The organism is Streptomyces sp. VNUA24 (genome assembly GCF_029167005.1).
Classification (GTDB): Bacteria; Actinomycetota; Actinomycetes; order Streptomycetales; family Streptomycetaceae; genus Streptomyces; species Streptomyces scabiei.
In genome coordinates, this window is record NZ_CP119143.1 from 6,845,089 (window position 1) to 6,866,826 (window position 21,738).

A 21,738-nucleotide genomic window follows, 5' to 3' on the forward strand; every position below is an offset into this window, starting at 1 on the left:
CGCTGTGAACCATCGGACTATTCCTCCGGTGGTTCCGCTCTCGTGATGTGTGCACCGACGCTTTTAATTAAGCACAGTCGGGTAAACATTCACGGAGAGTTTGATCCTGGCTCAGGACGAACGCTGGCGGCGTGCTTAACACATGCAAGTCGAACGATGAACCACTTCGGTGGGGATTAGTGGCGAACGGGTGAGTAACACGTGGGCAATCTGCCCTTCACTCTGGGACAAGCCCTGGAAACGGGGTCTAATACCGGATACGACACTCTCGGGCATCCGATGAGTGTGGAAAGCTCCGGCGGTGAAGGATGAGCCCGCGGCCTATCAGCTTGTTGGTGAGGTAACGGCTCACCAAGGCGACGACGGGTAGCCGGCCCTGAGAGGGCGACCGGCCACACTGGGACTGAGACACGGCCCAGACTCCTACGGGAGGCAGCAGTGGGGAATATTGCACAATGGGCGAAAGCCTGATGCAGCGACGCCGCGTGAGGGATGACGGCCTTCGGGTTGTAAACCTCTTTCAGCAGGGAAGAAGCGAAAGTGACGGTACCTGCAGAAGAAGCGCCGGCTAACTACGTGCCAGCAGCCGCGGTAATACGTAGGGCGCGAGCGTTGTCCGGAATTATTGGGCGTAAAGAGCTCGTAGGCGGTCTGTCGCGTCGGATGTGAAAGCCCGGGGCTTAACCCCGGGTCTGCATTCGATACGGGCAGACTAGAGTGTGGTAGGGGAGATCGGAATTCCTGGTGTAGCGGTGAAATGCGCAGATATCAGGAGGAACACCGGTGGCGAAGGCGGATCTCTGGGCCATTACTGACGCTGAGGAGCGAAAGCGTGGGGAGCGAACAGGATTAGATACCCTGGTAGTCCACGCCGTAAACGGTGGGAACTAGGTGTTGGCGACATTCCACGTCGTCGGTGCCGCAGCTAACGCATTAAGTTCCCCGCCTGGGGAGTACGGCCGCAAGGCTAAAACTCAAAGGAATTGACGGGGGCCCGCACAAGCAGCGGAGCATGTGGCTTAATTCGACGCAACGCGAAGAACCTTACCAAGGCTTGACATACACCGGAAACGGCCAGAGATGGTCGCCCCCTTGTGGTCGGTGTACAGGTGGTGCATGGCTGTCGTCAGCTCGTGTCGTGAGATGTTGGGTTAAGTCCCGCAACGAGCGCAACCCTTGTTCTGTGTTGCCAGCATGCCCTTCGGGGTGATGGGGACTCACAGGAGACTGCCGGGGTCAACTCGGAGGAAGGTGGGGACGACGTCAAGTCATCATGCCCCTTATGTCTTGGGCTGCACACGTGCTACAATGGCAGGTACAATGAGCTGCGAAGCCGTGAGGCGGAGCGAATCTCAAAAAGCCTGTCTCAGTTCGGATTGGGGTCTGCAACTCGACCCCATGAAGTCGGAGTTGCTAGTAATCGCAGATCAGCATTGCTGCGGTGAATACGTTCCCGGGCCTTGTACACACCGCCCGTCACGTCACGAAAGTCGGTAACACCCGAAGCCGGTGGCCCAACCCGCAAGGGAGGGAGCTGTCGAAGGTGGGACTGGCGATTGGGACGAAGTCGTAACAAGGTAGCCGTACCGGAAGGTGCGGCTGGATCACCTCCTTTCTAAGGAGCACTTCTACCGAGCCTTTCGGGGTGAGGTCAGAGGCCAGATCATCAGCGAACGTCTGATGCTGGTTGCTCATGGGTGGAACGTTGATTATTCGGCCGGTTCGTCGGGCCGGAGGCTGTGAGTACTACCCCTTGCGGGTGTGGAAAGCATGATCTCCGGACGGGAGACTGGTCGGGCACGCTGTTGGGTGTCTGAGGGTATGGCCGTACGGCTGCCTTCAGTGCCGGCCCCAGTGAACTCCGGTGATTGTCCGGGGGTGATGGGTGGTTGGTCGTTGTTTGAGAACTGCACAGTGGACGCGAGCATCTGTGGCCAAGTTTTTAAGGGCGCACGGTGGATGCCTTGGCACCAGGAACCGATGAAGGACGTGGGAGGCCACGATAGTCCCCGGGGAGTCGTCAACCAGGCTTTGATCCGGGGGTTTCCGAATGGGGAAACCCGGCAGTCGTCATGGGCTGTCACCCTTGCCTGAACACATAGGGCAAGTGGAGGGAACGCGGGGAAGTGAAACATCTCAGTACCCGCAGGAAGAGAAAACAACCGTGATTCCGGGAGTAGTGGCGAGCGAAACTGGATGAGGCCAAACCGTATGCGTGTGAGACCCGGCAGGGGTTGCGTATACGGGGTTGTGGGATCTCTCTTCTGTCGTCTGCCGGCGACAGGACGAGTCAGAAACCGTTGATGTAGGCGAAGGACATGCGAAAGGTCCGGCGTAGAGGGTAAGACCCCCGTAGCTGAAACATCAGCGGCTCGTTTGAGAGACACCCAAGTAGCACGGGGCCCGAGAAATCCCGTGTGAATCTGGCGGGACCACCCGCTAAGCCTAAATATTCCCTGGTGACCGATAGCGGATAGTACCGTGAGGGAATGGTGAAAAGTACCGCGGGAGCGGAGTGAAATAGTACCTGAAACCGTGTGCCTACAAGCCGTGGGAGCGTCGGATATGTGCTTGCACATATCTCGTGACTGCGTGCCTTTTGAAGAATGAGCCTGCGAGTTTGCGGTGTGTTGCGAGGTTAACCCGGGTGGGGTAGCCGTAGCGAAAGCGAGTCCGAACAGGGCGATTCAGTAGCACGCTCAAGACCCGAAGCGGAGTGATCTAGCCATGGGCAGGTTGAAGCGGAGGTAAGACTTCGTGGAGGACCGAACCCACCAGGGTTGAAAACCTGGGGGATGACCTGTGGTTAGGGGTGAAAGGCCAATCAAACTCCGTGATAGCTGGTTCTCCCCGAAATGCATTTAGGTGCAGCGTCGTGTGTTTCTTGCCGGAGGTAGAGCACTGGATAGGCGATGGGCCCTACCGGGTTACTGACCTTAGCCAAACTCCGAATGCCGGTAAGTGAGAGCGCGGCAGTGAGACTGTGGGGGATAAGCTCCATGGTCGAGAGGGAAACAGCCCAGAGCATCGACTAAGGCCCCTAAGCGTACGCTAAGTGGGAAAGGATGTGGAGTCGCAGAGACAACCAGGAGGTTGGCTTAGAAGCAGCCACCCTTGAAAGAGTGCGTAATAGCTCACTGGTCTAGTGATTCCGCGCCGACAATGTAGCGGGGCTCAAGCGTACCGCCGAAGTCGTGTCATTCCAGCAGATACCCCCAACGGGGGCTGGGATGGGTAGGGGAGCGTCGTGTGCCGGGTGAAGCCGCGCCGGAAGGCAGTGGTGGACGGTTCACGAGTGAGAATGCAGGCATGAGTAGCGATACAAACGTGAGAAACGTTTGCGCCGATTGACCAAGGGTTCCTGGGTCAAGCTGATCTGCCCAGGGTAAGTCGGGACCTAAGGCGAGGCCGACAGGCGTAGTCGATGGATAACCGGTTGATATTCCGGTACCCGCTGTGAAGCGTCAAACATCGAACCAGGCGATGCTAAGTCCGTGAAGCCGCCCCGGAGCCTTCGGGCAAAGGGGAGTGGTGGAGCCGACGAACCAGACTTGCAGTAGGTGAGTGATGGGGTGACGCAGGAAGGTAGTCCATCCCGGGCGGTGGTTGTCCCGGGGTAAGGGTGTAGGCCGTGCGATAGGTAAATCCGTCGCACATAAGGCTGAGACCTGATGCCGAGCCGATTGTGGTGAAGTGGATGATCCTATGCTGTCGAGAAAAGCCTCTAGCGAGTTTCATGGCGGCCCGTACCCTAAACCGACTCAGGTGGTCAGGTAGAGAATACCGAGGCGTTCGGGTGAACTATGGTTAAGGAACTCGGCAAAATGCCCCCGTAACTTCGGGAGAAGGGGGGCCATCACTGGTGATCCGATTTACTCGGTGAGCTGGGGGTGGCCGCAGAGACCAGCGAGAAGCGACTGTTTACTAAAAACACAGGTCCGTGCGAAGCCGTAAGGCGATGTATACGGACTGACGCCTGCCCGGTGCTGGAACGTTAAGGGGACCGGTTAGTCAGGATTCGTCTTGGCGAAGCTGAGAACTTAAGCGCCAGTAAACGGCGGTGGTAACTATAACCATCCTAAGGTAGCGAAATTCCTTGTCGGGTAAGTTCCGACCTGCACGAATGGCGTAACGACTTCTCGACTGTCTCAACCATAGGCCCGGTGAAATTGCACTACGAGTAAAGATGCTCGTTTCGCGCAGCAGGACGGAAAGACCCCGGGACCTTTACTACAGTTTGATATTGGTGTTCGGTTCGGCTTGTGTAGGATAGCTGGGAGACTGTGAAGCTCGGACGCCAGTTCGGGTGGAGTCGTCGTTGAAATACCAGTCTGGTCGTGCTGGATGTCTAACCCGGGTCCGTGATCCGGATCGGGGACAGTGTCTGATGGGTAGTTTAACTGGGGCGGTTGCCTCCCAAAGGGTAACGGAGGCGCCCAAAGGTTCCCTCAGCCTGGTTGGCAATCAGGTGGTGAGTGTAAGTGCACAAGGGAGCTTGACTGTGAGACCGACGGGTCGAGCAGGGACGAAAGTCGGGACTAGTGATCCGGCGGTGGCTTGTGGAAGCGCCGTCGCTCAACGGATAAAAGGTACCCCGGGGATAACAGGCTGATCTTCCCCAAGAGTCCATATCGACGGGATGGTTTGGCACCTCGATGTCGGCTCGTCGCATCCTGGGGCTGGAGTCGGTCCCAAGGGTTGGGCTGTTCGCCCATTAAAGCGGTACGCGAGCTGGGTTTAGAACGTCGTGAGACAGTTCGGTCCCTATCCGCTGCGCGCGTAGGAATATTGAGAAGGGCTGTCCCTAGTACGAGAGGACCGGGACGGACGAACCTCTGGTGTGCCAGTTGTTCTGCCAAGGGCATGGCTGGTTGGCTACGTTCGGGAGGGATAACCGCTGAAAGCATCTAAGCGGGAAGCCTGCTTCGAGATGAGTATTCCCACCCACTTGATGGGGTAAGGCTCCCAGTAGACGACTGGGTTGATAGGCCAGATATGGAAGCCCAGTAATGGGTGGAGTTGACTGGTACTAATAGGCCGAGGGCTTGTCCTCAGTTGCTCGCGTCCACTGTGTTGGTTCTGAAACCACGAACAACCCCATGCCTGGGTCACGGGTGTGGTGCGGTTGAGTGTTTCATAGTGTTTCGGTGGTCATAGCGTGAGGGAAACGCCCGGTTACATTCCGAACCCGGAAGCTAAGCCTTACAGCGCCGATGGTACTGCAGGGGGGACCCTGTGGGAGAGTAGGACGCCGCCGAACAAATATTGGGAAAGGCCCACACCTTATGGTGTGGGCCTTTCTGCGTTTCCGGCCCTTCTGTGTCTCCGGAGTAACCCGCCTCATCCGCTGATCCGCCCTCCGATCAGAGACGTCCTGCCGCCTTCAGCGCCAGGTAGGCGTCCGCGAGGGCCGGCGCCAGGTTGTCCGGAGTCGCGTCGACCACCGTGACACCGTGGCGGCGCAGCTGGTCGGCGATGCGATGGCGCTCCGTCTGGGACTGAGCCGCCGCCGCGGCCTCGTAGACGGCGTCCGTGGTTCCTCGTGCTTCCGCCATACGGGCGATGTGCGGGTCGGCGACCGAGGCGACCAGGACCGAATGGCGCTGGGTGAGGCGGGACAGGACGGGGAGAAGGCCCTGTTCCACGGGAGCCGCGTCGAGGGTGGTGAGCAGGACGATCAGGGCGCGACGAGGGGCCGTACGGAGCGCGGTGGCCGCGAGGCCCCGGGCGTCCGTTTCGACCAGCTCCGGTTCGAGCGGGGCCATCGCGTTGACCAGGGACGGAAGGACGTCACCCGCCGAGCGGCCCTGGACGAGGGCCCGTACGCGGCGGTCGTAGGCGAGAAGGTCCACCCGGTCGCCGGCGCGGGAGGCGAGGGCGGCCAGCAGGAGAGCCGCGTCCATGGAGGCGTCGAGACGGGGGGCGTCGCCCACGCGGCCCGCGGAGGTGCGGCCGGTGTCCAGCACGAGAAGGATGTGGCGGTCCCGTTCGGGACGCCAGGTGCGTACCGCCACCGACGACTGGCGGGCCGTGGCGCGCCAGTCGATGGAACGGGTGTCGTCGCCGGGGATGTACTCACGGAGGCTGTCGAACTCCGTGCCCTCGCCCCGGGTCAGGACGCTGGTGCGACCGTCGAGTTCGCGGAGCCGGGCCAGCTTGGACGGCAGGTGCTTGCGGCTGGTGAACGGGGGCAGCACCCGTACGGTCCAGGGAGCCCGGTGGCTGCCCTGGCGGGCGAAGAGGCCGAGGGGGCCGTAGGAGCGGATCGTGACCCTGTCCGCCTGGCGGTCGCCCCTGCGGGTCGGGCGCAGCCGGGTGGTGACGCGGCGGCGCTCGCCCGGAGGGATCGTCAGGCGGTGGCGGGAGGCCGCCCCCTCGGAGCCGGGGAGCCAGCTGCTGGGCGGCCAGGCGTCGCGCAGATGGGCGCGGAGGGGACGGTTGGTGGGGTTGGTGACCGTGAGGGTGACGTCCGCGGTCTCGCCCAGGCGCGCGGAGGTGTCACCGGAGCGCAGGAGGCCCAGGCGGCGTACGGGAGCGGCGAGGGCGTAGTCGCAGGCGCACGCCAGTGCCAGGGGGGCGTTCACCGCGAGGATGCCCGTCCAGCCGGGTTCCCAGATGCCTACGGGGAGGGTGCCGAGGGCCGCGAGGAGCGCGGCGCGTCCGGTGGGGGCCATCAGCGGGGGACGGGGACGTGGGCGAGGATCGCGTTGATGACCGCGTCGGCCGTCACGCCCTCCATCTCCGCCTCCGGGCGGAGTTGGACGCGGTGGCGGAGGGTCGGCAGGGCGAGCGCCTTGACGTCGTCGGGGATGACGTAGTCGCGACCCGTCAGCCAGGCCCAGGCGCGGGAGGCCGCGAGGAGGGCCGTGGAGCCGCGCGGGGAGACGCCGAGGGTGAGGGAGGGGGACTCCCGGGTGGCGCGGCAGATGTCCACGACGTAGGCGGTGATCTCGGGGGAGACGGTCGTCTTGGCGACGGCGGCGCGGGCGGCTTCGAGGTCGGCCGCGTTCGCGACGGGGCGTACGCCGGCGGCGCGCAGGTCGCGTGGGTTGAAGCCCTCGGCGTGGCGGGTGAGGACGTGGATCTCGTCCTCGCGGGACGGCAGCGGCACCGTCAGCTTGAGGAGGAAGCGGTCCAGTTGGGCTTCGGGCAGGGGGTAGGTGCCCTCGTACTCGACGGGGTTCTGGGTCGCGGCCACCAGGAACGGGTCCGGGAGCGGGCGCGGGGTGCCGTCGACCGTGACCTGGCGTTCCTCCATCGCTTCGAGGAGGGAGGACTGGGTCTTGGGCGGAGTGCGGTTGATCTCGTCGGCGAGGAGCAGGTTGGTGAAGACCGGGCCGGGCTGGAAGGAGAACTCGGCGCTGCGGGTGTCGTAGACGAGGGAGCCGGTGACGTCGCTCGGCATGAGGTCCGGGGTGAACTGGACGCGTTTGGTGTCGAGTTCGAGCGCGGAGGCGAGGGCGCGGACGAGCAGGGTCTTGGCGACGCCGGGGACTCCTTCCAGCAGGACGTGTCCGCGGCAGAGGAGGGCGACGACGAGGCCGGTCACGGCGGGGTCCTGGCCGACCACGGCTTTGGCGATCTCGGCGCGCAGGGCCTCCAGGGAGGCGCGGGCGCTGCCCGGGTCCCCGGTGGCCGTGGCGTTGTCAGTGGTCGGGTCCATCATGAACGGCGTACCTCTCTTTCGAGGGCGTCGAGGTGGTCGGTGAGGGCGATGAGGGCCGCGTCGTCGCCGGGCGGCGGCCCGAAGAGCAGGGGGTGCAGGGGCTGTCCGTCGCCGTGGAGGTGGGCGGACAGGGCGGGGAGCAGGGCCTCGGGCGTGTGGGCCCGGGAGACGGGGACGCCGACGAGGGGGGCGAGGCGGGTGCGGGTGGTGGAGCGGAGAGCGGCGGCGGCGCGGTCGCGGGCGTCGGCCTTGCGGTAGAGGCGGGCGCGGCCTTCGACGGTCTCGGAGGCGCGGATCGCGACGGGGAGCTTCTCGGGCACCAGGGGGCCGAACCGGCGTGCGCGCCAGAAGGCGGCGAGGGCGCCGGCGAAAAAGAGCTGCAGGGTGCCCCACAACCAGCCCGAGGGGAGCAGGCCGAGGAAGCCGCGGTCGCCGGAGTCGGGCGCGGAGTCGGAGAGCGAGGGGAGGTACCAGACCACATGGGGGCGCGAGCCGAGGAGTTGGAGGGCGAGGGAGGCGTTGCCCTGCTCGTCGAGGCTGCTGTTGAGGAGGATGTCGGGGGCGCCGAGGACGACGGTGTCGCCCTTGCCCTCGGCTGCCGGGACGCGCACCAGGGTGGGCAGGCCGTTCTCGGGGTAGCAGGTGTCGGCCGCGCCGACGGTGACGTCGTAGCGGATGCCGCCGGTGTCGGCGCTGCCCGCACGGCGGGCGGCCGGCAGTTCGCAGCGGGGCCGGAGCGTGGAGTCCAGGCTGAGGGCGGCGTCGGCGGTGACGCCGGGGGCGAGGGTGCGCACGGACGGGGCGCCGGGGGCCACCAGGACCGTGCGTCCGCCGGAGTCCCCGGTCGCCGCGCGGAGGCGGCTCTGCTGGGAGTCGGTCAGCAGGTCCGGGTTCGCGACCAGGAGCGTCGTGTCGGGGCCGGCCGCGGTGGCCGCCCGGTCGAGGGAGGTGACGAGCCGGGTGGACACGCCCCGGTCGTCGAGGAGTTCGGCGATGGCGCGGCTGCCGTCGGTGTCGGCGGAGCGGGGGTCCAGGCGGCCGTGCTGGGCGCCGGAGCGGATCACGGCGATGACGGCGGCGGCCGTCAGGAGGATCACCGCCGCGAGGACGACACCGCGCGCGCGGGTCCACACCTGGCGGGCCGTGGGCGAGACCGAGGTGGACGGAGGCGTGGCCCCGGCGGTCATTCGGCGGCTCCCGGGCGGGTGCCGCGGGCGGTGCCGGGGGTGCTGCCCGCCGGTGCGGGCCTGGTGCGTTCCAGGTCGGTGTCGAGGGCGGCGAGCCGGAGGTACGTTTCCTCGGCGACGGACCGGCCGCCGTACGTGACGTCGTCGAAGTCCCGGGCGGCGGTGTGCAGGCGGTCCGCGTGGGCGGGGAGCGAGGTGCCCGCTTCGGAGGCCGCCTCGTCCGCGGTGCGGCCGGGGCGTACGTCGAGCAGGGCGCGTTCCTCCAGGGAGCGGACGACGGCGCGCATGCGTTCCTGGACGGCCTGGTTCCAGTGGCCCTGGGCGGCCTGTGCCTCGGCGGCCGCCCGGTGTTCGGCGGCGCTGCGGGGGCGGTCGTCGAAGAGGACGGCGGACGAGGCGGGAGCGCGGCGTGGGGTGCCCAGGCGCCACCACAGGGCACCCAGCAGGGCCAGTACGGCCAGGACGATGACGACGAGGCCGAGCGTGCCGCCGGGGGTGGCGGCCGAGGCGGCGCCGAAGACCTTGTCGAGCCACTGCCAGAAGGCGTCCAGGGCACGCTCGTACCAACTGGGGTCGTTCTGGTGGTACATGCCCTTGGACAGCTCGCGTCGGGCCGCCTCCCGCGCGGGGTCGCGCGGGAGGGTGAGGGGCGGCTCGTCCGCCGAGCGCCACGCCGTCGGTACGGCTGTCAGTGCTCCCCCCGCCAGGTTCACCCCGTCAGCTCCCCGGGGTGGCGCCCGGGGCGCCGCCGTAGCCCTGGAGGCCGGCGGCGCGGCCCAGTTCGAGGTCGAGGGCCTCGCGGCGGATGCGCTGGTCGATGTAGAGGAGCACGGTGACGCCCGCGCTGATCGGGAAGGTGAGGGTGGACCCGATCACCGCGCCGACGCCGCTGATGACGAGGTAGGTCCAGCCGAGTGTGGTGCCGCCGGTGGCGAGGAGGCCGGAGATGCCGTCCCCGTCGAGGGCGGCGCCCGCGAAGGAGAAGGGGATCACGACGATCGACGCGACGATGTAGGCGATGATCGCGGCGAGCAGCTGGATGCCGAGGACCCGCCACCAGGAGCCGCGCACCAGCTTGACGGAGCGGCCCAGGGACTTGCGGACGCCCTGCTTCTCCAGCATCAGCGCGGGCGAGGCGAGCGAGAAGCGGATCATCAGCCACACGGTGAGGACGAAGGCGCCGAGTCCGCCGAGGAGGGCGAGGAGGACGCCTGCGCCGGTGGAGCCGCCGGTGGCGAGGAGGATGCCGGGGAGCACGCCGACGGCCATGACCAGGACGGCGATCACGAGCAGGAGGACGGTCAGCCCGGCCAGCCTGAGGAGCTGGGGGCGGGCGTCCCGCCAGGCCTCGGCGGTGGTCACCGACCTGCCGAGGACGGCACGGCTGGTCACGGTGGTGAGCAGGGCCGTCGCGATGATCGTGCCCAGCAGGGAGATCACCATGACGACGGAGGTGCTCAGCAGGGTGTCGCGCAGGGCGCGGCCCAGTTCGCCGGGGGTGGCGGTGGGGTCGTTGAGGGCGTCGGCGCTCGCGGTGTCGTCGAGGACGAAGCCCTGGAGCAGGATGACGGCGATCTGGGTGACGACCGCGACGGCCAGGGAGATGCCGAGGACCGTGCGCCAGTGCGTGCGCATGGTGGAGACCGCGCCGTCGAGGATCTCGCCGATGCCGAGGGGGCGCAGCGGGATCACACCGGGCTTGGCGGCGGGCGGAGGGCCGCCCCAGCCGCCGCCCCAGCCCGGGGTGCCGTAGCCGGGAGCGCCGTATCCGGGGCCGCCGGGGGCTCCGGGGCCGGGGTGGCCGCCCCAGCCCGGCACGGGCGGCGGTGGCGGGGTCGGGCCGGGGGCCTGCGGGGTGGGAGCGGACCACTGGGCGGGCGGCGGCTGCTCCTTGGACCACTTGGACTGCTGCGGCGCCTGGCCGGGACCCGCCTGGTCCGCGGGCTGTGCGCGGTCGGCGTCGGTCCGGTCCTCGGGCCGCGCGGAGCCCTGCGGGTCCGGCTCCTGGCCGCCGGAGGGGGCGGATCCGGGCGAGGCCCAGCCCGGAGTGTCCTTCATCGTCGCTCCTTCACGGTGCTCGTCCGCGGTCGCGGCGGCGGCTTGGCGCCCATCGTGCCACGCGCTCCGCGCGACGTGACCGGGGGCCGTATCCGCTGCGTACCTTCAATTGTCCGACGGATACGGGGCAGACTGACCGCATGGCTGATCAGTACGCGCGATCCGGCGACGACACCCGGCCGAGCGAGATACCCGCGATCCGATGGGACGAGCCGCCCGAAGGCCCCGTCCTGGTCCTCCTCGACCAGACGAGACTGCCGGCCGAGGAGGTCGAGCTGGTGTGCACGGACGCGCCCGCGCTGGTGGAGGCGATCCGGGTCCTCGCCGTGCGCGGGGCGCCGCTGCTGGGGATCGCCGGGGCGTACGGCGTCGCGCTCGCCGCCGCGCGCGGGTTCGACGTGGAGGACGCCGCCGCGGCGCTGGAGGGCGCCCGGCCCACCGCGGTGAACCTCGCGGTGGGTGTGCGCCGGGCGCGGGACGCGCACCGGGCCGAGCTGGGCCGGACGGGAGACCGGAAGCGGGCCGCCGAGGCGGCGCTCGCCGCGGCGCGGGCGCTGCACCGGGAGGACGCCGAGGCCAGTTCCCGTATGGCCGCGCACGGTCTGGCGCTGCTGGACGAGCTGCTGCCGGGCGGCGGGCACCGGGTGCTCACGCACTGCAACACCGGGGCGCTGGTGTCGGGCGGTGAGGGCACGGCGTTCGCGGTGGCGCTCGCGGCGCACCGGGTGGGGCGGCTGCGGCGGCTGTGGGTGGACGAGACGCGTCCGCTGCTGCAGGGGGCCCGTCTGACCGCTTATGAGGCGGCGCGCAGCGCGATGGCGTACACCTTGCTCACGGACAATGCCGCGGGCTCGCTGTTCGCGGCAGGAGAGGTGGACGCGGTGCTGGTGGGAGCCGACCGGATCGCCGCCGACGGATCGGTGGCGAACAAGGTCGGGACCTATCCGCTCGCGGTGCTCGCCCGGTATCACCACGTGCCGTTCATCGTGGTGGCGCCGCTGACGACGGTGGACGCGGACACCCCGGACGGGGCGTCCATCGAGGTGGAACAGCGCGCGGGGCATGAGGTGACGGAGATCACGGCACCTCAGGTTCCGTCGGCGGGAGCGGAGGCGGGAGGCGGGATCGCGGTGGCACCCCTGGGGACCCAGGCGTACAACCCCGCGTTCGACGTGACACCGCCCGAGTTGGTGACGGCGATCGTCACCGAGGAGGGGGTCGTGTCGCCCGTGACGGCTGAGGCGCTCGCAGAGCTGTGTGACAGGTCACGCCAGGTAACGATTTAGTTAATGGGATGATGGCATTCATGAAGGGACGAGTCCTTGTCGTCGACGACGACACCGCACTGGCCGAGATGCTCGGCATTGTGTTGCGTGGTGAAGGTTTTGAGCCGTCTTTCGTAGCCGACGGCGACAAGGCGCTGGCCGCGTTCCGCGAGGCCAAACCGGATCTGGTGCTGCTGGATCTGATGCTGCCGGGCCGCGACGGGATCGAGGTGTGCCGCCTGATCAGGGCGGAGTCCGGGGTGCCGATCGTGATGCTCACGGCCAAGAGCGACACCGTCGATGTGGTGGTCGGCCTGGAGTCGGGCGCGGACGACTACATCGTCAAGCCGTTCAAGCCGAAGGAGCTGGTGGCCCGGATCCGGGCGCGCCTGAGGCGGTCGGAGGAGCCGGCGCCGGAGCAGCTCGCCATCGGTGACCTGGTCATCGACGTGGCCGGGCACTCGGTGAAGCGTGAGGGGCAGTCGATCGCGCTGACGCCTCTGGAGTTCGACCTGCTGGTCGCGCTGGCGCGCAAGCCGTGGCAGGTGTTCACCCGGGAGGTCCTGCTGGAGCAGGTCTGGGGGTACCGCCACGCGGCGGACACCCGTCTGGTGAACGTGCATGTGCAGCGGCTGCGCTCCAAGGTCGAGAAGGACCCGGAGCGGCCGGAGATCGTGGTGACCGTCCGTGGTGTCGGATACAAGGCAGGGCCCAGCTGACATGTCCGGTGACAGTGCCGCTTCGGCGCCCGGCCAGCCGGGGACCCGCGCGGAGCGGCCTGTCGGCCGGAAGGCGCCCGGTTCCGGCTGGAGGCGTCTGCTGGAGGGCGGGTTGCTCCAGGGCGGAGTCCAGGGCAGCCCGGTCCTGAGGCTGTTCATGCGCTGGGTGCGCCGCCCGCTGCTGCCCGTGATGCGGCTGTGGCGGCGCAACATCCAGCTCAGGATCGTCGTGACGACGCTGCTGATGTCGCTCAGCGTCGTGCTGCTGCTGGGCTTCGTCGTCATCGGGCAGGTCCGCAACGGGCTGCTGGACGCCAAGGTCAAGGCCTCGCAGAGCCAGGCCACCGGCGGGTTCACCGTCGCCGAGCAGAAGGCCGACGACGACGCGAGCGCGGCCGGGAACGACAACCCGGATCCGGACGGCGACCGGGTGCAGAACATCGGCGAGTGGACGACCACCCTGGTGACCTCGCTCTCCAGCGGCGGCCAGGGCGCGTTCGACGTGGTGACGCTCAGCCCGGCCTCCGCCGACGGCGACACCGGGAGCCTCGGCCCGCGCGTCTCCGGAGGCGTGGACTGGGACCTCAGCGTGCCCGAGGAGCTGCGTGAGCGGGTCGACGACGGCACCGGCGCCGTACAGAGCTACACCCGGATCCACTACGACAACGGGCAGGAGTCCCAGCCGGGGCTGATCATCGGCAAGCAGGTCAGCGATCCCAACAGCAACCCGTACCAGATGTACTTCCTCTTCCCGCTCACGCAGGAGGAGAAGTCCCTGAGCCTGGTCAAGGGGACCCTGGCGACGGCCGGGCTGTTCGTCGTGGTGCTGCTCGGGGCCATCGCCTGGCTCGTGGTGCGGCAGGTCGTCACGCCCGTGCGGATGGCGGCCGGGATCGCCGAGCGGCTGTCCGCCGGGCGGCTGCAGGAACGGATGAAGGTCAGCGGCGAGGACGACATCGCGCGGCTCGGCGAGGCCTTCAACAAGATGGCGCAGAACCTTCAGCTGAAGATCCAGCAGCTGGAGGACCTGTCCCGGATGCAGCGGCGGTTCGTCTCCGACGTGTCGCACGAGCTGCGGACGCCGCTGACGACCGTACGGATGGCGGCGGACGTCATCCATGACGCGCGGGTGGACTTCGATCCGGTCACCGCGCGGTCGGCCGAACTCCTCGCCGACCAGCTGGACCGGTTCGAGTCGCTGCTCGCTGACCTGCTGGAGATCAGCCGGTTCGACGCGGGCGCGGCGGCCCTGGAGGCCGAGCCGATAGACCTGCGTGAGGTCGTGCGGAAGGTCGTCAGCGGGGCGGAGCCGCTCGCGGAGCGCAAGGGGACCCGGATACGGGTGCTGGGCAACCAGCAGCCCGTCGTGGCCGAGGCCGACGCCCGGCGGGTGGAGCGTGTGCTGCGCAACCTCGTGGTCAACGCCGTGGAGCACGGCGAGGGCAAGGACGTCCTGGTCAAGCTCGCGGCGGCGGGCGGCGCGGTGGCGGTGGCGGTGCGCGACTACGGCGTGGGGCTCAAGCCGGGGGAGGCCACCCGGGTCTTCAGCCGTTTCTGGCGGGCGGACCCGGCACGCGCGCGGACGACCGGTGGTACGGGACTGGGGCTGTCCATCGCCCTGGAGGACGCCCGGCTGCACGGGGGCTGGCTGCAGGCGTGGGGCGAGCCGGGCGGTGGTTCGCAGTTCCGGCTCACCCTGCCGAGGACGGCGGACGAGCCGCTGCGCGGTTCCCCGATACCCCTGGAGCCGAAGGACTCCCGGCGCCATCGTGGGCTCAACGACGCCGGCCGGCCGCTCGCGGGCGGCGGCAAGCTCGCCACGGTGCCGGTCCAGGCCGGTGAGCACGGAGCCGCCAGGGCGGCCATAGGGCCCCGGCCGGGTGGCGGGCAGGCTCCCACGGCGGATCCGACGGCGCTGCCGGGCAACGGCGCGCGTGTGGTGCCCCGGCCGGGCGGGCCGTCCGTGACACCGCCGCCGACGCCGCCCGAGCGGCGGCCCGACAGTGGTCCGGACGAGGCCGCGGAGAAGCCGGCCGACAGCGGTGCGGAACAGCACGAGCAGGGGGAGGCATTCCGTGGGCGCTGACCGTGCGGAAGGCGGCCGCGGGCGTCCGGTGCGGGTGGCCGTGCGGCTCGGGAGCGCCGGTGTGTGCGCCGTGCTGCTGGCGGGGTGCGCGTCGATGCCGGGCAGCGGTGACATGCGCGATGTCGAGTCCACCCCGAGGCAGGACTCCAAGGTGCGGGTCTTCGCGCTGCCGCCCGGCGACGACGCCGAGCCGCAGGAGATCGTGCAGGGCTTCCTGGAGGCCCTGACCAGCGACGACCTCCGGTACGAGACCGCGCGCAAGTATCTGACCGGCGACGCGGCCAAGGAGTGGGACCCGAACGAGTCGACCACGGTCCTCGCCGAGGCCCCGACCCCCTACACCGCCGTCACGGGGGACCGTCCCGACGCCGACGACTACCGGTTCGAGCTGTCGGGCAAGAGGGTCGCCCGGGTCGACGAGCAGCACGCGTACACGCCCACGAGCGGCGAGTACCGCAGGACCGTGCATCTCACGCGTGTGAAGGACACCGGGCAGTGGCGCATCGACCGGCTGCCGTCGGGGGTGGTGCTCGGCCGTTCCGACTTCGAGCGCAACTACAAGTCCATCAACAAGTACTACTTCACCTCCGCCGCGCAGTCCGGTGAGCCGGGCACCGTCGCCGACCCCGTCTACGTGCGCAGCCAGGTCGACCCGGTGACCCAGGTGGTCCGCGACCTGCTGCAGGGGCCCACCAGCTGGCTGAACCCGGTCGCGAGGACGAGCTTCCCCTCCGGTACGGCCCTCCGGAAGGGCACCCGGGCGCTGACGCCCGACGACCAGAACAGCCTGGTCGTGCCGCTGAACAAGAAGGCCGACCGGGTCTCGGCGAGCAGGTGCAAGGAGATGGCCGCCCAACTCCTGTTCACGCTGCAGGACTACATGCCCACGGGTGTGACCGATGTGGAGCTGCAGGGGTCGAAGGGCACGCAGCTGTGTGCGCTGAGCGAGAGCGAGGCCGGCGGTGTCGCCTCGCACGGCGCCGACCGGAGCGCGAGCTTCGAGTACTTCATCGACGGCGACCGCAAGCTCGCACGGCTGTCCGGGCAGGGCGCGGTGACCACGCCGACACCCGTACCCGGCGCGCTCGGTGACGGTGCGAAACCGCTGCGGTCGGCCGCCGTCTCGCGCGACGAGGAGCGGGCGGCCGGTGTGTCGGCCGACGGCAGCGACCTGTACGTGGCGCCGCTGACGCCGGGGACCACGATCGGCGAGCCGGTGCTGCACAGCTCCGGTGCCACCGCGAAGGACCGGCTGACGACACCCAGTTGGGACGGCCGGGGCGACCTGTGGGTGGCCGACCGCGACCCTGAGAACCCTCGTCTGCTGGTCCTGACGGACGGCATGGGCGACCCGCTCGAAGTCAGGACGCCCAACCTCGACGGGCGCATCGAGGCGGTGCGGGTGGCCGCCGACGGGGTGCGGGTGGCGCTGATCCTGAACAACGAGGGCAAGCGGGCGCTGTACATCGGGCGCATCGAGCGGGACGCCGACGCGGAGAGCACCACCGTCTCCATCGTCGAACTGCGGTCCGTTACACCGGACCTGGAGGACGTCACCGCCATGTCGTGGGCCGGCGACAGCCAGCTCGTGGTCGTGGGGCGCGAGCCCGGCGGTGTGCAGCAGATGCGGTACGTACGCGTCGACGGGTCCCCGACGCCCGGCTCCGGGCCCTCCGCGCTCACCGGGGTGGAGGAGATCGCCGCGTCCGAGGACGAGAGCCAGCCGCTGGTCGCGCACTCGGCCGACGGGATCGTCCGGCTGTCGCCGGGGGCGCAGTGGCAGACGGTGGTCAAGGAAGGGTCAGCGCCTGTCTATCCCGGATGAGTGCGGCGCCGGTCCATCCGGGATGAGTGCGGCGCCGGTCCATCCGGGACGAGCGCGGCGCGGGGCACGTCGTCGTTCCCGCACTCGTCATTCATTCGTGTGGGTGACAACCACTGTGCGATGGCGATGAGTTGTCCACAGGCGGTTGTCCACAGGGGTGGCGGAGCCGCGGGTGCGTCGGCACAGTGGAGGCCATGCGGGGGTGGTGGCGGGACCTCATGGATCTGGTGCTGCCGGCCGAGTGCGGGGGGTGCGGGAGGTCGCGCGCGGTGCTCTGTCCGGAGTGCCGGGCGGCTCTGACCGGAGCCGCGCCGTGCCGGGTGCGACCGGTGCCGGAGCCGTCGGGACTGCCCGTGGTGCACGCGGCGGCGCCGTACGAGGACGCGGTGCGGGCCACGCTGATCGCGCACAAGGAACGGGGGGCGCTGGCGCTCGCCGGACCGCTCGGCACGGCCCTGGCGGGGGCCGTACGGGCGGCCGTACGGGCCGGTGGCGGCGGGCCGGTGCTGCTGGTCCCGGTGCCGTCGGCGCGGCGGGCGGTGCGGGCGCGGGGGCACGACCCCGCGCGGCGGATCGCGCTTGCGGCCGCCGGGGAGCTGCGGCGCACCGGGTCGCCGGCCCGGGTCGCCGGGGTGCTGCGGCAGCGGCGGGCGGTGGCCGACCAGTCGGGGCTGGACGCCCGGCGGCGGTTGGAGAACCTCGCGGGTGCTCTGGAGGTGGCGGCGGGGGGTACCCCTCTGCTGGACGGGGGCGCGATCGTGCTCGTGGACGACCTGATGACGACGGGTGCCTCGCTCGCGGAGGCGGCCAGGGCGGTTCGGACGGCGCGGGACGGGCATGCGGCCAGGACGGGGGAGTTCGTTGCGAGAGGAAAGCCGGAGGGGGCGGTGCGAACACGGGGGGTGACGGGAACGACGAGGGGGAACGGTGTCGAGGACAGGATCAGAGCGGCCGTCGTCGCCGCACCACCCGACTCTTTCGAAATAAACCGGAACTGACAGAGAACTTGCATCGTTGCAGGTAATGAAAGGGCCATTTCACCTGAACGGAGGTACGCCCCAGTAGAGGGTGACGACATCCGGCCGGGCGAGATATGTTCGGTTGTGAGGGAATGGCCCCGGCCGTTCACCACATATCTGAATGCTGCGCTGCGGCTTTTCCGAATCACCCCGTACCGGTGGGTGGAGATCTTGTCCACGGGGGAGGAGGAGGTGGAAGTCACCGAGTCCGCGGTTCCGGGAGCCACCGGAACCTGGTGCACAAGGGAGATGCTCCGCCAGTGGAGCGGAGCGATCCGGGAACGGAGTTCTGCGTGGACATCGTCGTCAAGGGCCGCAAGACCGAGGTGCCCGAGCGGTTCCGCAAGCACGTGGCCGAGAAGCTGAAGCTGGAGAAGATCCAGAAGCTCGACGGCAAGGTGATCAGCCTCGACGTCGAGGTGTCCAAGGAGCCCAACCCCCGACAGGCCGACCGCAGCGACCGGGTGGAGATCACGCTCCACTCGCGCGGGCCGGTGATCCGGGCCGAGGCAGCGGCAAGCGATCCGTATGCGGCGCTCGACCTGGCGGCGGACAAGCTGGAGGCCCGGCTGCGCAAGCAGCACGACAAGCGTTACACGCGCCGTGGAGCGCGCCGTCTGACGGCCGCGGAGGTCGCCGACCACGTCCCCGGCGTGGCCACGCTCAACGGCAACGGGTACGTCGCCGACGAGGAGAAGGCGGAGGGCGTTCCCACCAAGAAGATCGGTTCGCTGGAGGTGAAGGGCGAGGGGCCCCTCATCGTCCGCGAGAAGACCCACGTGGCATCCCCGATGACCCTCGACCAGGCTCTCTACGAGATGGAGCTGGTCGGGCACGACTTCTACCTCTTCGTCGACTCCGAGACCAAGGAACCGAGTGTCGTCTACCGGCGGCACGCCTACGACTACGGCGTCATCCACCTCAGCACGGACCCGATGGTCGCCCAGGCGCATCCGGACGCCGCGGGCGGCGCGCTCGGCGGCTGAGCGCGCCGGGTGACACCGGCCGGTGCCCCTGGAGCGCTTGTGCGCCCCCAGGGGCACCGGTGTGCGACCCCTTGAGGCCCGCTCTGTCACCGCAGGGTGGGCCGGGCATGAAATCATGGCCGAACCGGCCCCAACCGGGGGGCCGTTGCCTTGGGTTGGCAATGGCACAGAAACACAGGGCCACGGCCTTCAGGGGGAGGAACGATGGCGGACAGCAGTTTCGGACCGATGCGTGACGTGAATGCCGACGGCGGTTCCACCGGCACGGACTCCGCCGAGGGCTCCTCGCGCAAGGAGCCGATCCGGGTCCTCGTCGTGGACGACCACGCGCTTTTCCGCCGCGGCCTGGAGATCGTGCTCGCCGCCGAGGAGGACATCCAGGTCGTCGGTGAGGCCGGGGACGGGGCGGAGGCGGTCGACAAGGCCGCGGACCTGCTGCCCGACATCGTGCTGATGGACGTGCGGATGCCCAAGCGCGGCGGTATCGAGGCGTGCACCTCCATCAAGGAGGTGGCCCCCAGCGCGAAGATCATCATGCTGACGATCAGTGACGAGGAGGCCGACCTCTACGACGCGATCAAGGCGGGGGCGACCGGCTATCTCCTCAAGGAGATCTCCACGGACGAGGTGGCCACGGCCATCCGCGCCGTCGCCGACGGGCAGTCGCAGATCAGCCCCTCGATGGCCTCGAAGCTGCTCACCGAGTTCAAGTCCATGATCCAGCGGACCGACGAGCGGCGCCTCGTGCCGGCGCCGCGGCTGACGGACCGGGAACTGGAAGTGCTGAAGCTGGTGGCCACCGGGATGAACAACCGGGACATCGCCAAGGAACTGTTCATTTCCGAGAACACCGTGAAGAACCACGTGCGCAACATCCTGGAGAAGCTGCAGCTGCACTCCAGGATGGAGGCCGTGGTCTACGCGATGCGGGAGAAGATCCTCGAAATCCGCTAGATCTGCCGGACCCGCTGAACCCGTCACGCCAGGGCGCGCACCAGCGGCTCCCGCAGTTCCGGGGCGTCGACCCGCTCGACGCGCACGTCCGTGCAGTCCACCCAGGTCGCCGCCTCCAGAAGGGCCTGGGCCACGGCCGGGACCGCCTTCGGGCCGTCGAGGGTGACCTGCTTGGCGACCAGGGTGCGGCCGTCGCGGGCGGGGTCGACACGGCCGACGAGCCGGCCGCCGGACAGGACCGGCATCGCGAAGTAGCCGTGGACCCGCTTCTGTTTGGGGACGTAGGCCTCCAGGCGGTGGGTGAAGCCGAAGACGCGCTCCGTGCGGGCCCGTTCCCAGATCAGGGAGTCGAACGGGGACAGGAGCGTGGTGCGGTGGCGGCCGCGCGGGGGCGTGGCGAGCGCCGCCGGGTCGGCCCAGGCCGGCTTGGCCCAGCCCGCCACCGTCACCGGGACCAGGCCCGAGTCGGCGACGACCGCGTCGAACTGCTCGCCCTTGAGACGGTGGTAGTCCGCGATGTCCGCGCGGGTGCCGACGCCCAGGGCCTCACCGGCCAGCCGGACCAGGCGGCGTACGCACTCCGTGTCGTCCAGCTCGTCGTGGAGGAGGTGGCCGGGGATCGCGCGCTCGGCGAGGTCGTACACCCGCTTCCAGCCGCGGCGCTCCACACAGACCACCTCGCCGTGCATCAGGGCGCGTTCGACGGCGACCTTCTCCCCGGACCAGTCCCACCACTCGCTGGTGCGCTTCGCGCCGCCCAGTTCGGTGGCCGTGAGGGGACCCTCGTCACGGAGCTGCTTGATGACCCGCTCGTAGGCGCCGTCGGGGAGTTGGTGGTTCCACTGGGGGCGGGAGCGGTAGGCCCGGCGGCGGAAGGCGAAGTGGGGCCACTCCTCGATGGGGAGGATGCAGGCGGCGTGGGACCAGTACTCGAAGGCGTGCGTGTCCGTCCAGTAGGCGCGGTCGACGGTGGCGCGGCCCACGGCGCCGAGGCGGGCGTACGGGATGAGTTCGTGGGACCGGGCGAGGACCGAGATGGTGTCGAGCTGGACCGCGCCCAGGTGTCGCAGCACGCCCCGGACGCCGGACCTGCGGTCCGGGGCGCCGAGGAAGCCCTGCGCCCGGAGGGCGATTCTGCGGGCCTCGTCTGCGGAGAGTTCGGTGCTGGGGCGCGGAAGGGAGGTCATGCTCCGCAGGGTAGGGGAGGGCACTGACAGGCGGGGCCGGGCGGCTCGGTGGCGGGGTCAGGGCCGTGCCGGCACGTACGGTGTCGCGGACGGCAGGCCCAGGTCCGAGGGGAGCAGGGAGGCCATCCAGCAGTCGCGGCGGACCCCGTGGTTGTCGAGACCGGACCTGAGCGTGCCCTCGAAGACGAAGCCGGCGCGTTCGGCCACCGCGCGGGAGGCGGCGTTGCCCACCTCGGCGCGCCATTCGAGGCGGTCCAGGGCGAGCGAGGTGAAGGCCCAGTGGGCGGCGGCGCGGGCGGCCTCGGTGACGTAGCCGTGGCGGCGGTGCTCCCGGGTGGCCCAGAAGCCGATCTCGCCGGTGCCGGGCAGACGCATGGTGATGCCGAGCATCCCCGCCAGGTCCCCGGCGGGCAGGAAGAGGCCGAAGGTGAACATCGAGGCGTCGGCCCAGCCCTCGGGAACGGCCCGCTCGACGAAACCCTCGGCGTGCTCCCGCAGATACGGCGAGGGGATCGTGGTCCAGCGCTGGATGTCCGGGTCCTGGGCGGCCGCGTACACCGTGGCGGTGTCGCGCCGGTCCACGGTGCGCAGCAGCAGGCGCTCGGTGGTCAGGGTGACGGGTTCCATCGGGCGATTCTGCTCGGTGGCACACGGGGGGCGCCATCCCCTTGCGCGCCGGTCCTCCGGGGCCGTCGCGGGGGTGCCGGTGACCGGCGCGGGGGCGCGGCGCGTGAGGGAACGGTCACGATGTGCGCATTTGGTGGGCGGAACGCGGCACCATCCGCG

Annotated in this window: 14 protein-coding genes and 3 rRNA genes; 10 read left to right on the forward strand and 7 right to left on the reverse strand. The window is 69.2% G+C overall.

Annotation, left to right across the window (positions count from 1 at the left end; genetic code table 11):
* Window positions 1–88 precede the first annotated feature (88 nt).
* From PYR72_RS29330 to rrf, 3 genes are all read left to right on the forward strand, one after another.
* Window positions 89–1,615, forward strand: a 16S ribosomal RNA gene (locus PYR72_RS29330).
* Between the two features lie 317 nt (window positions 1,616–1,932).
* Window positions 1,933–5,053, forward strand: a 23S ribosomal RNA gene (locus PYR72_RS29335).
* Window positions 5,054–5,143: 90 nt separating this feature from the next.
* Window positions 5,144–5,260 (forward strand): 5S ribosomal RNA (gene rrf / locus PYR72_RS29340).
* Together the 16S, 23S and 5S rRNA genes form the textbook arrangement of a ribosomal RNA operon.
* Window positions 5,261–5,363: 103 nt before the next feature.
* Here the strand turns inward: rrf and PYR72_RS29345 are convergent.
* From PYR72_RS29345 to PYR72_RS29365, 5 genes are read right to left on the reverse strand one after another with little or no spacing between them, the layout of a single operon-like run.
* A complete protein-coding gene (locus PYR72_RS29345) occupies window positions 5,364–6,674 on the reverse strand; it encodes a DUF58 domain-containing protein (RefSeq protein ID WP_275458070.1) in 1,311 nt (436 codons plus the stop codon).
* Window positions 6,674–7,663 (reverse strand): MoxR family ATPase, encoded by a 990-nt coding sequence (locus tag PYR72_RS29350; protein ID WP_275460555.1) that lies wholly within the window; start codon window positions 7,661–7,663, stop codon window positions 6,674–6,676. Before PYR72_RS29350 ends, PYR72_RS29345 begins: the two co-directional genes overlap by 1 nt.
* Entirely contained in the window at window positions 7,663–8,853 is a 1,191-nt protein-coding gene (locus PYR72_RS29355) for a DUF4350 domain-containing protein (RefSeq protein ID WP_275458071.1), read from the reverse strand. Before PYR72_RS29355 ends, PYR72_RS29350 begins: the two co-directional genes overlap by 1 nt.
* On the reverse strand, window positions 8,850–9,566 hold the full coding sequence (locus tag PYR72_RS29360) for a DUF4129 domain-containing protein (protein ID WP_275458072.1): 717 nt from the start codon (window positions 9,564–9,566) through the stop codon (window positions 8,850–8,852). The genes PYR72_RS29355 and PYR72_RS29360 overlap by 4 nt, the downstream gene beginning before the upstream one ends.
* Window positions 9,567–9,570: 4 nt before the next feature.
* The gene (locus PYR72_RS29365; protein WP_275458073.1) at window positions 9,571–10,911 is read right to left on the reverse strand and encodes a glycerophosphoryl diester phosphodiesterase membrane domain-containing protein; all 1,341 of its coding nucleotides are present in this window, start codon (window positions 10,909–10,911) and stop codon (window positions 9,571–9,573) included.
* 140 nt (window positions 10,912–11,051) lie between these two features.
* Between PYR72_RS29365 and mtnA the strand changes: the two genes are divergently transcribed.
* The 7 genes from mtnA to PYR72_RS29400 all read left to right on the forward strand — a co-directional run bounded on the left by mtnA (window position 11,052) and on the right by PYR72_RS29400 (window position 19,765).
* Complete coding sequence (gene mtnA / locus PYR72_RS29370) at window positions 11,052–12,197, forward strand: S-methyl-5-thioribose-1-phosphate isomerase (RefSeq protein ID WP_275458074.1); 1,146 nt, start codon at window positions 11,052–11,054, stop codon at window positions 12,195–12,197.
* An 8-nt stretch (window positions 12,198–12,205) separates the two neighbouring features.
* The gene (gene mtrA, locus PYR72_RS29375) at window positions 12,206–12,895 is read left to right on the forward strand and encodes a two-component system response regulator MtrA (protein ID WP_189823911.1); all 690 of its coding nucleotides are present in this window, start codon (window positions 12,206–12,208) and stop codon (window positions 12,893–12,895) included.
* A gap of 1 nt (window position 12,896) precedes the next feature.
* Window positions 12,897–14,981 carry an MtrAB system histidine kinase MtrB gene (gene mtrB / locus PYR72_RS29380; RefSeq protein ID WP_275458075.1) on the forward strand — a complete coding sequence of 695 codons (2,085 nt, stop codon included), beginning with the start codon at window positions 12,897–12,899 and terminating at the stop codon, window positions 14,979–14,981.
* A 94-nt stretch (window positions 14,982–15,075) separates the two neighbouring features.
* The gene (locus PYR72_RS29385; protein WP_275460556.1) at window positions 15,076–16,806 is read left to right on the forward strand and encodes an LpqB family beta-propeller domain-containing protein; all 1,731 of its coding nucleotides are present in this window, start codon (window positions 15,076–15,078) and stop codon (window positions 16,804–16,806) included.
* A gap of 194 nt (window positions 16,807–17,000) precedes the next feature.
* A complete protein-coding gene (locus PYR72_RS29390; protein WP_275458076.1) occupies window positions 17,001–17,804 on the forward strand; it encodes a ComF family protein in 804 nt (267 codons plus the stop codon).
* A 281-nt stretch (window positions 17,805–18,085) separates the two neighbouring features.
* Window positions 18,086–18,811, forward strand: a complete 726-nt coding sequence (gene raiA / locus PYR72_RS29395) for a ribosome-associated translation inhibitor RaiA (RefSeq protein ID WP_013003137.1) — start codon at window positions 18,086–18,088, stop codon at window positions 18,809–18,811.
* A gap of 204 nt (window positions 18,812–19,015) precedes the next feature.
* A complete protein-coding gene (locus PYR72_RS29400; protein ID WP_275458077.1) occupies window positions 19,016–19,765 on the forward strand; it encodes a response regulator transcription factor in 750 nt (249 codons plus the stop codon).
* A 23-nt stretch (window positions 19,766–19,788) separates the two neighbouring features.
* Here PYR72_RS29400 and PYR72_RS29405 read toward each other — a convergent pair whose 3' ends face one another.
* On the reverse strand, window positions 19,789–20,952 hold the full coding sequence (locus PYR72_RS29405) for a crosslink repair DNA glycosylase YcaQ family protein (protein ID WP_275458078.1): 1,164 nt from the start codon (window positions 20,950–20,952) through the stop codon (window positions 19,789–19,791).
* 57 nt (window positions 20,953–21,009) lie between these two features.
* Window positions 21,010–21,579 (reverse strand): GNAT family N-acetyltransferase, encoded by a 570-nt coding sequence (locus tag PYR72_RS29410; protein ID WP_275458079.1) that lies wholly within the window; start codon window positions 21,577–21,579, stop codon window positions 21,010–21,012.
* Window positions 21,580–21,738 lie beyond the last annotated feature (159 nt).